Source organism: Terrimonas alba (assembly GCF_042434975.1).
Taxonomy (GTDB): Bacteria; Bacteroidota; Bacteroidia; order Chitinophagales; family Chitinophagaceae; genus Terrimonas_B; species Terrimonas_B alba.
In genome coordinates this window covers 1-8018 of record NZ_JBHMQM010000018.1, presented here as the reverse complement: position 1 = coordinate 8018, position 8018 = coordinate 1, and the positions used below count along the sequence as shown (strand labels likewise).

Sequence of the window (8018 nt, the reverse complement as noted above, 5' to 3'; positions counted from 1 at the left end):
TTTTTGTTTTTGTAGTCAAAGTTATTTTGGTCTACTGTCCTGCTCTAAACGCCTTTCTATATAGCATAAGGGCTTTGTCGCAAGTCTGGCAGACGAATAAAAACTAATCGTTCCCAATACTATCAGCGACATATCCGGCTGACTGAATAAATCCCATCGACATTACATATCTTCAATTTCAAAGAACTAAACCGAACTTTAGTTCCGGCTAACGTATCACAGAATACCAGCCCTGCGGCAAGCCCCGGACGTTCGACCGCAATGCCTTGCACAAGGAAAAATCCCTTCGTCCGCTTTGCGGACTCCCGGTCTTTTTCTCCTAAGCTATTGCGGTCGAACGATCGGGATTTACTTGTAAATTTATCGGGTAGTGAACTTTGTGCAAGTCACCTGCGGTGAACATGAGGATTTACAAAATGCCCCGATAAATTTCCACGTACCCACAGATTCTCGCAGCTGCTTCGCTGAAAGCCGTTGGCTTTCGCTCCCGCATCTGCTCCATCCGTGGGCACTTCGTAAATCCCGATCGTTAGGCGATATGCCAAATACAATCAAACTATCTTCATGAAACGAATAGCATTTCTATCATTGTTTTTGCTCTTCGTCAGTCTTGTTTTTTCGCAAGACACCGCCAAGTTAGACAGCCAAGCAATTATTACTTGGCTTCAACAAAAAGCTATTCCCATCAAGCATGTAGAGGTCGGCAATGGCTTTTCAGATTTACAACCATTAAAGCAGATTTTAAAAGATGTCATGGTGGTTGGATTAGGAGAAAATACCCATGGCACAAGAGAATTTTTTCAACTTAAGCATCGCTTCTTAGAATTTCTGGTCAAGGAGATGAATTTTACCGGCTTTGCTCTTGAAGCAGGGTATGGTGCCTGTGAACCCATTAACAATTATGTACTTTATGGTAAGGGCAATCTAATGTCTGTTCTGACTGCTCAGGGATTTGTGGTCTGGGATATGGAAGAAATGGCGGCCATGATCGAATGTATGCGCAGCTACAACCAAAGTGTACCGGATCATAAGAAAGTATCCTTTCATGGGACCGACTTTACATACAATGAGGCTGGCAGGGAAAAAGTTTTGGCCTATTTACAAAAATACTGTGCTCAAATAGCGCCTGCTGCCGATTCCCTTTTTCGCCTGTTGTCCCAACAAGAAAAGCAATGGAGCAAGGAGAAGGACAAAAATTTGCTTGCCAACGCACGTGTTAAATTACAAGATCTTGTTGCCTACTTGATCGACCACAAGGATCAGCTAACAACTGCCTCTTCGAGTAAAGAATTTGCACAAACTGTAAAGTATGTACAAGTGATGAGCCAAATGTTTATTCTTCACCTACCGGATTCCTCTGATTCTTCATCAACTTTAAACATGAAAAGATCGCAAATGATGGGCGAAAACCTACTGTACCTGATGGAAAAAGAAAAGCCCAATGCCAAGTTTGTTGTTTGGGAGCATAACGTACATATAGCAGATGGACACATGGAAACAGCAGAGCCAAACTTAGGCCACGTGCTGAAGAAAAGGCTTGGAGACAAGTATTATGCAATAGCGTTTGAATTTAATCAAGGTTCCTATCAATCAAGACTTCGCTCTCCAGGGAGATTTGGTGATCTTAAGGAAGCTACCGTTACCGCAGCTCCCAAAGGTTATTTAGCGTATTATTTATCTCAAGCAAAGAAAGGCAACTTGTTTTGGAACTTACGAGATTCAGCAGATAATCCAACGTTTAAACAATGGCTGCGCCAGCCTCAAAAGATGCGTTTTTTTGGTTGGTTTAATGATGACAAATCCACCATGAAAGTAGATTTAAAAAGCCGGTACGACGGGATTATCTTTATTGAACGTGCCACAGCCACACGGCCAACCAAAAGTGCCTTAGCTACCGTTGCCAGGGGCGAAGGATTATGAGGACGCAATTTTGGAAACACATCGCCTTACAGTGCATTTGCAATAGCATGGCTGACGGAATAAACTTCATCTGCAGTTTGTCAACCTATCGCAGGATTTTCTGCACCAACATGTAAACTTTTTTCAGGACGGGTCAGTTTTGCTTATCATCTGTAGTTCGGGCTCGACGAATAAAGCCGGGCAACATAATATAACATCAACTACATTAACTTTACTCAGCAGCAGTTCGGGCTGACGAATCACGGAATATCAGCACAGCAGAAAGCCCTGGCCGTCAGAATGTGAAAAAACTCAAAATTCCCTGTTTTTAACTTTCGCAGAGTTTTTGCCAGATCGATTGCATTGGCTTTAGGCATGTCTTATTAGTAAGATGATTTTTTTGCTGATAAAAAATGATGTCACTGGCCGGCTCCAAATCATTTTAATTTGATGCCGCAAAAAAGTATAAATAATCCGGCTATAGTCCGGTTTCCAGTTTGCTATCGCTTTCATCAATTTTTCAAATCCAAGTATGGATAACGTTCTTTTCATGTTATACACCAGGCTGATCAGGTTCATTTCGCCATTTACTTTATTTAGTCCTTTCATCAGTGTATAAGTATATCCCCATTGTCGTTTGATGGTGCCAAAAGGATGTTCGCAAATGCTTTGCCTGCGTTTATAGTAAGAAGGGCTTTCCCGTATGTTATTATTATTGCTGTCAACTGCATGCTGGTACTCGCTGCGATGAATGATGCGTTTATTAAGTTTGGTACAATGCTTCTTTAATGAACAGGTTTTGCATCCATCAGTGCGGTAAGTTTTAAAACGATAACTTGTTTCTCCGGCATCACCTTTCTTGTGATGCCAGGTGCCTAATGAAGTTAATGTTTGACCGGCCGGGCAAGTGTAACTGTCATCTTCTTTATTATAAATAAATTGTGTACTCAAAAATTCTTTTTGCAAATGTTTTACGGATGGTTGTTCTTTGAAGGCCACATAGGTCTGAATGTTATCATCATGACACATCTGAAGTTCTGCACCAGTGTGATAACCTTTATCAGACAATACATCCATGCTGTTTTGTTTTTTTAAGCCCATATTTTCTTTGGCTTGCACAGCGGCACGGTGCAGCGCTTTGCCATCATTGGTATTAGTAGCTTCGACATGAACAAACAAATTATTCTTTGCATCCACGGCAGCCTGTGTGTTATAACTTACTTCTACAATGTTTTTATTGATAATGAGTGCCCGGCTGTCGGTATCGGTGGTGCTGATCTGTTTTTCCTCTGTATTACCTAACTGTTGTTGCAGGTCATCATATTTTATTTTTCGTTCAGTCAGTCTTTGCAAAGCTGCTTCTACTTCTTCTTTGCGATACGAGGGACCGTTGTCATCAGTTTCATCTTTGTCCAGTTCATCAAGCTCTTTTAAATATTTATCGGCTTTCTCTTCTATCATAGCTTGGTGCTTTTCTATCTTTCTCTGATTGTAATTGTTCTTGCTGCTGTTTACCGCTCTGAACTTACTGCCATCTATACCAATGGTTTGTTTGCCCAGCAGATTCAACTCATCTAGAAATTGTACATAGAGTTTAAAAAGGCTTTTCAATGTGTGGCTGTTATTTTTTCTGAAATCGGCGCTGGTATGATAGTTAGGTGTAAGCTCCTGCATCAGCCAGCGTAACTCTATATTGCGACAACACTCCTGTTGGAGTTTGCGGCTACTGCGTATCTTATTAAGATAGCCATACAGGTACAGCTTTAGCAACATTTGTGGAGCAAAGGGCGGACGGCCTTCGCTTTTATGATTAGTTTACTTAAGCCCAGTTTTTGTAAATCGAGCTTGTCAACAAAGGCATCAATGATGCGTACAGCATTATTAGCTGTTACCTGCTGATCCAGCGTAGTGAAGCTGGTTTGATTGCGATTGGATCCTTGTTTGAATTGCATGACAACTGTGGAAGCAAAAAACATACGGGTTTTAGCCTATTCACAGGATGTGTATATTTGTTTGTACACAATAGTTTTTTCACAAACTGCCGTTAGCGGTCATTGTAGAGCGACACTTAAACAGACCGACATTCCCTTCGACTTTTGACTTCTCAGGAATAAATTTTAATGATAATGTCAAATAAATTTGTGCAGCCAAATAACTGCATTATATTTGCAGTCGAATAACTGCATAAAAATGGAAGCCCGGAGAGATATATTTCAAGCAATCGCTGACCCGACACGTAGAGCAATATTGAACTTATTGGCATTTCAAGCAATGACACCAGGGGCAATTGCTGAAAACTTTGATTCTTCAAGACAAACAATTTCAAAGCATATTCAGATTTTGACAGAATGCCAACTTGTAAGACAAGAGCAGAAAGGACGTGAAATATACTATCACTTCAATCCTCAAAAACTGAAAGAAGTATCAGATTGGGTTGACCAATATCGAAAATTTTGGGATAGTAAATTGGATTCATTGGAAAGTTATTTGGCGAAAATTCAAAAAAAGAGGAAATAGAAAGATGGAAGACTACAATACGTTCAAACAAGAAGACAATATTCTTATACATACAAGAATTCTTGATGCTCCAAGAGATTTAGTTTGGGAAGTGTGGACAACTCCTGAACATATAAAAGAATGGTGGGGACCAAATGGTTTTTCGCTAACAACTAAATCAATGACTGTAGAAACAGGTAAAATCTGGGATTTTATTATGCACGGTATGGGACGTGATTGGGATAACAAAATTGAGTATGTAGAGGTGAAAAAGCCTTCGCTGTTGACCTATAAACATTCTGGTGCAGAAAACGAAGATTATAATTTCACAGTTTCAGTATCCTTTGAAGAAGTTGACGGAAAAACATTGTTGACAATGCAATCAGTGTTTAAGTCAAAAGCAATAATTGAAGAATTAAATAGAAAAGTAAATGCCATTGAAGGTGGTAAACAGACTTTAAATCGACTTGAAAACTATCTTAAAATATTAGTAGAACAAACCATAAACAACAATAAAAAGTAAAAAGATGACAACTCAAAATAACAAAAAAGAAGGGCTAAAAATAGTTCGTGAATTTAGTGCACCAAAAGTGTTGGTATTTGACGCATTTTCAACAGCAGAAGCATTTACTGAATGGTGGGGACCAGCTGGAACACCAGTAACTGTAGCACACTTTGACTTCAAACAAGGTGGGAAAGTTCATTATAAAATGGAAGGTAACGGACAAATTATGTGGGGCGTTTTGAATTATAAAAACATTATACGACCCGACTTAATAGAGTTTGTTAGTTCTTTTTCTGATGAAAACGGAAGTATTTGTAAATCCCCATTCCCTATCGAATTCCCATTAGAAATTTTCAATCAACTAACTTTTGAAGAAAGCAACGGAATTACAACTTTAACACTTTCAGGAAAACCAATTAATGCAACTGCTGAACAAGAGGCGACTTACTATTCTATGATTGATAATATGTATCAAGGATTTACAGGAACATTAAATCAATTAGAAGCATACATATCTAGAATTCAAAAGTAATTATGAAAAAGTTAAAAACACTTTACTGGATTTTTACCGGACTGTTAGTTGCCTTCCTAATGCTTACATCTGTTTCGCAAATCATTTCATCAAAGAGTTCAGAGGGAATCATGAATATTTTACATATGCCTTTGTATATGCTCACATTCTTGGGTACTGCAAAACTTCTAGCAGTTGTAGCTGTCTTAATTCCAGGCTATCCCAAAATTAAAGAATGGGCTTACGCTGGACTTATGTTTGACTTTATTGGTGCTACATATGCGATGATTGCAGTTGGTGGCACCATTGACAAATGGAGTTTCATGATTGTGCCAATTCTTCTGTGGGGACTTTCTTATTATTTGTTTGGAAAAATACGAAGGACTGAAACGGAAATTCATTTAGCAAACAAACAACGAACAACATCACACTAACATCAATATAAAAGTACAAACAGAGTTCTCAAAAAAAAGGCACAAAGAAGTGGACTACAAAATTATACAACCCCCACCACAGCTTGCTGACTATATCAGGCTGTTTTGGTATTTGGAGTTTAATGCCACCAGGGATAAGCCGTTTGTTCATCACTCTTTCGCTCATCATTGTTGCGAAGTTATTTTCTGTTACAAGGGGCAATTCAGATTTCAATCGGCTTTTGAGAAGGAAAAACATTTATGCCCCGGTATTTACGGACAAACACAAATCATAAGTAAGGTAACGTCAGATACTGACTTCGGGATTTTCGGATTTTATTTGTATCCCTATGCACTTGCACAACTGTTTGGTCTGCCTGCAAATGAACTTACCAATCAATCCGTTGATATGAAAACGCTTTGCGGTAATCAAGGCAAAGAATTGGAAGAAAAAATAATGCTGGCTTCAGGCAATTACCAACGAATAAAAATTGTTGCCGATTTTTTAGAGGCAAGGCTGAAAAATATCAAATCGGAATTTTCTACTTTATGTTCTTCCATAAAAGCCATTTCTAATGCCTTCGCAACTGTTTCCGTAAATGCGTTGGCTTCAAACAACTTTTTATCTGTCCGACAATTTGAAAGAAGATTCAAAGAATTTTCAGGATTTAATCCCAAACAATTTTTGCGGATAGCAAGGTTCAATTCGCTTCTCAACAAACCTTTTCACGACAAGCGCTTTACCGAAATCGCTTTTGACTTCGGCTACTATGACGAAGCTCATTTTAGTCACGATTTTAAGCAGTTCTCAGGCTTCAACCCCAGGGAATATTTCAAACCCGAAACAATTGTTGCCACAGACAGAGGCACAATCAGCTTTTCACATTAAGAATGTCGTTTTTTTACAAATCGGGACATACGCAAAACAGTAATTTAGCCGTCAAAAATTGCATTAAAATGAAGAAATTTATTTCATTTGTCCTGATTGTAGGATTGACATCATTCTTAAGTAATGAAGTGTTTTCGCAAGTTGCAGAAACAGGCAGCAATAATTCAAAACTTTTTAACGAAGGCGGCTATGTGCGAGGCATCACACCGGCACGAGCCATAGGATTGGTGGAGTTGGCGTTGGGCTTGTCAAGCCTTATCATTGCAACGCGGGCTAAAAAAAGTTCGACAAAAAAAAATGCAAAAATCGCATTGGCATTGGGCTTGGGTGCAGTTGTTTTTAGCGCATTTCATTTTTTTATGACGGCAGGCGCTGTATTCGGGTCGGGCAGCGGAAAAGCAGGAGCAATTATCGCATTCATATTGGGATTTATAGGTATTATCCTTGCCTTTCTCACACTTCGTTCCCGCAATACGAAAGAGCGGCACTAAAAACAGGAAAATTGTTTTGCGTATTATAGAAGAAAAATAGGATTGTGAAAATTAAAATCAAGTGTGGTGTTAGCGGTCATTGTAAAAAGACAGTAACAAACTATAAACAGCAATAAAAAAATAGAACTATATGAGAAAAATAGTTTCATTTATGCACATATCGCTTGACGGTTTTGTAGCAGGACCGAACGGAGAACTTAACTGGGCTAAAGTTGATGAAGAACTTTTTGATTATGTCGGTAAACGGATAAGCGAAGGCGATACAGCATTATATGGACGAGTAACTTATCAAATGATGGAAAATTACTGGCCTACTGCAGGAAACAAGCCGACAGCAACAAAGCATGAAATTGAACATTCAAAGTGGTATAACAAGGTTCACAAAGTTGTTTTATCAAAAACAATGAAAGATACAGGTTTGACTGCCACAAAAATTATTAGCGATAATCTTTCGGACAGAATAAATGAATTAAAACAACAGGCAGGTGAAGACATCTTGCTTTTTGGTAGCCCGACAGCAACACATTCACTTATTCAACTGAACCTAATTGACGGCTACTGGCTATTTGTTAATCCAATTATTCTTGGAAGAGGCATTCCTTTGTTTGTAGATATCAAAGACAAAATAAAATTAAAACTATTGCCTACTACTCGACAATTTACCTGCGGGGTAACGGAACTGAATTACATAGTAGACGGACAATAACAACGAGCCGCTAACATTCAGTTTTGCGTATTCAGCAGGGATGACGAACATATCCTCATCGTCTGTTTGTCTCGTCCTGAAATAGGTTTACACTAAAAAGTAAACGAA

10 protein-coding genes are annotated in these 8018 nt (G+C 38.8%); 8 read left to right on the top strand and 2 right to left on the bottom strand.

Translation table 11 applies throughout. The features are described 5' to 3' along the window. Positions 1-564 precede the first annotated feature (564 nt). Positions 565-1920: an erythromycin esterase family protein gene (locus tag ACFEL9_RS25925; RefSeq protein ID WP_385896265.1), complete on the top strand. Its 1356-nt coding sequence runs from the start codon at positions 565-567 to the stop codon at positions 1918-1920. Positions 1921-2268: 348 nt separating this feature from the next. Here ACFEL9_RS25925 and ACFEL9_RS25920 read toward each other — a convergent pair whose 3' ends face one another. Both ACFEL9_RS25920 and ACFEL9_RS25915 read right to left on the bottom strand, forming a co-directional pair. Continuing rightward, the gene (locus ACFEL9_RS25920) at positions 2269-3672 is read right to left on the bottom strand and encodes an IS1182 family transposase (RefSeq protein WP_385896263.1); all 1404 of its coding nucleotides are present in this window, start codon (positions 3670-3672) and stop codon (positions 2269-2271) included. Next, complete coding sequence (locus ACFEL9_RS25915; protein WP_385896261.1) at positions 3663-3875, bottom strand: hypothetical protein; 213 nt, start codon at positions 3873-3875, stop codon at positions 3663-3665. The genes ACFEL9_RS25920 and ACFEL9_RS25915 overlap by 10 nt, the downstream gene beginning before the upstream one ends. Positions 3876-4089: 214 nt before the next feature. On the opposite strand from ACFEL9_RS25915, the gene ACFEL9_RS25910 reads away from it, so the two are divergent. From ACFEL9_RS25910 to ACFEL9_RS25880, 7 genes are all read left to right on the top strand, one after another. Beyond that, positions 4090-4416: an ArsR/SmtB family transcription factor gene (locus ACFEL9_RS25910; protein WP_385896258.1), complete on the top strand. Its 327-nt coding sequence runs from the start codon at positions 4090-4092 to the stop codon at positions 4414-4416. A gap of 4 nt (positions 4417-4420) precedes the next feature. After that, positions 4421-4918, top strand: coding sequence for an SRPBCC domain-containing protein (locus ACFEL9_RS25905; protein WP_385896256.1), 498 nt, complete (start codon positions 4421-4423; stop codon positions 4916-4918). Between the two features lie 4 nt (positions 4919-4922). Further along, entirely contained in the window at positions 4923-5432 is a 510-nt protein-coding gene (locus ACFEL9_RS25900) for an SRPBCC family protein (protein WP_385896253.1), read from the top strand. Between the two features lie 2 nt (positions 5433-5434). Then, a complete protein-coding gene (locus ACFEL9_RS25895) occupies positions 5435-5845 on the top strand; it encodes a DoxX family protein (protein WP_385896250.1) in 411 nt (136 codons plus the stop codon). Between the two features lie 49 nt (positions 5846-5894). Then, positions 5895-6713 (top strand): DUF6597 domain-containing transcriptional factor, encoded by an 819-nt coding sequence (locus tag ACFEL9_RS25890; RefSeq protein ID WP_385896247.1) that lies wholly within the window; start codon positions 5895-5897, stop codon positions 6711-6713. Positions 6714-6781: 68 nt separating this feature from the next. After that, entirely contained in the window at positions 6782-7204 is a 423-nt protein-coding gene (locus tag ACFEL9_RS25885; protein ID WP_385896244.1) for a DUF6223 family protein, read from the top strand. A 130-nt stretch (positions 7205-7334) separates the two neighbouring features. After that, positions 7335-7910: a dihydrofolate reductase family protein gene (locus ACFEL9_RS25880; RefSeq protein WP_385896242.1), complete on the top strand. Its 576-nt coding sequence runs from the start codon at positions 7335-7337 to the stop codon at positions 7908-7910. Positions 7911-8018: the final 108 nt, after the last annotated feature.

Coding starts and splice junctions, on each gene's coding strand:
- ACFEL9_RS25900 (WP_385896253.1), top strand. CDS start 4,923: ATGACAACTCAAAATAACAAAAAAGAAGGGCTAAAAATAGTTCGTGAA.
- ACFEL9_RS25905 (WP_385896256.1), top strand. CDS start 4,421: ATGGAAGACTACAATACGTTCAAACAAGAAGACAATATTCTTATACAT.
- ACFEL9_RS25880 (WP_385896242.1), top strand. CDS start 7,335: ATGAGAAAAATAGTTTCATTTATGCACATATCGCTTGACGGTTTTGTA.
- ACFEL9_RS25895 (WP_385896250.1), top strand. CDS start 5,435: ATGAAAAAGTTAAAAACACTTTACTGGATTTTTACCGGACTGTTAGTT.
- ACFEL9_RS25920 (WP_385896263.1), bottom strand. CDS start 3,672: ATGTTGCTAAAGCTGTACCTGTATGGCTATCTTAATAAGATACGCAGT.
- ACFEL9_RS25910 (WP_385896258.1), top strand. CDS start 4,090: ATGGAAGCCCGGAGAGATATATTTCAAGCAATCGCTGACCCGACACGT.
- ACFEL9_RS25885 (WP_385896244.1), top strand. CDS start 6,782: ATGAAGAAATTTATTTCATTTGTCCTGATTGTAGGATTGACATCATTC.
- ACFEL9_RS25925 (WP_385896265.1), top strand. CDS start 565: ATGAAACGAATAGCATTTCTATCATTGTTTTTGCTCTTCGTCAGTCTT.
- ACFEL9_RS25915 (WP_385896261.1), bottom strand. CDS start 3,875: ATGTTTTTTGCTTCCACAGTTGTCATGCAATTCAAACAAGGATCCAAT.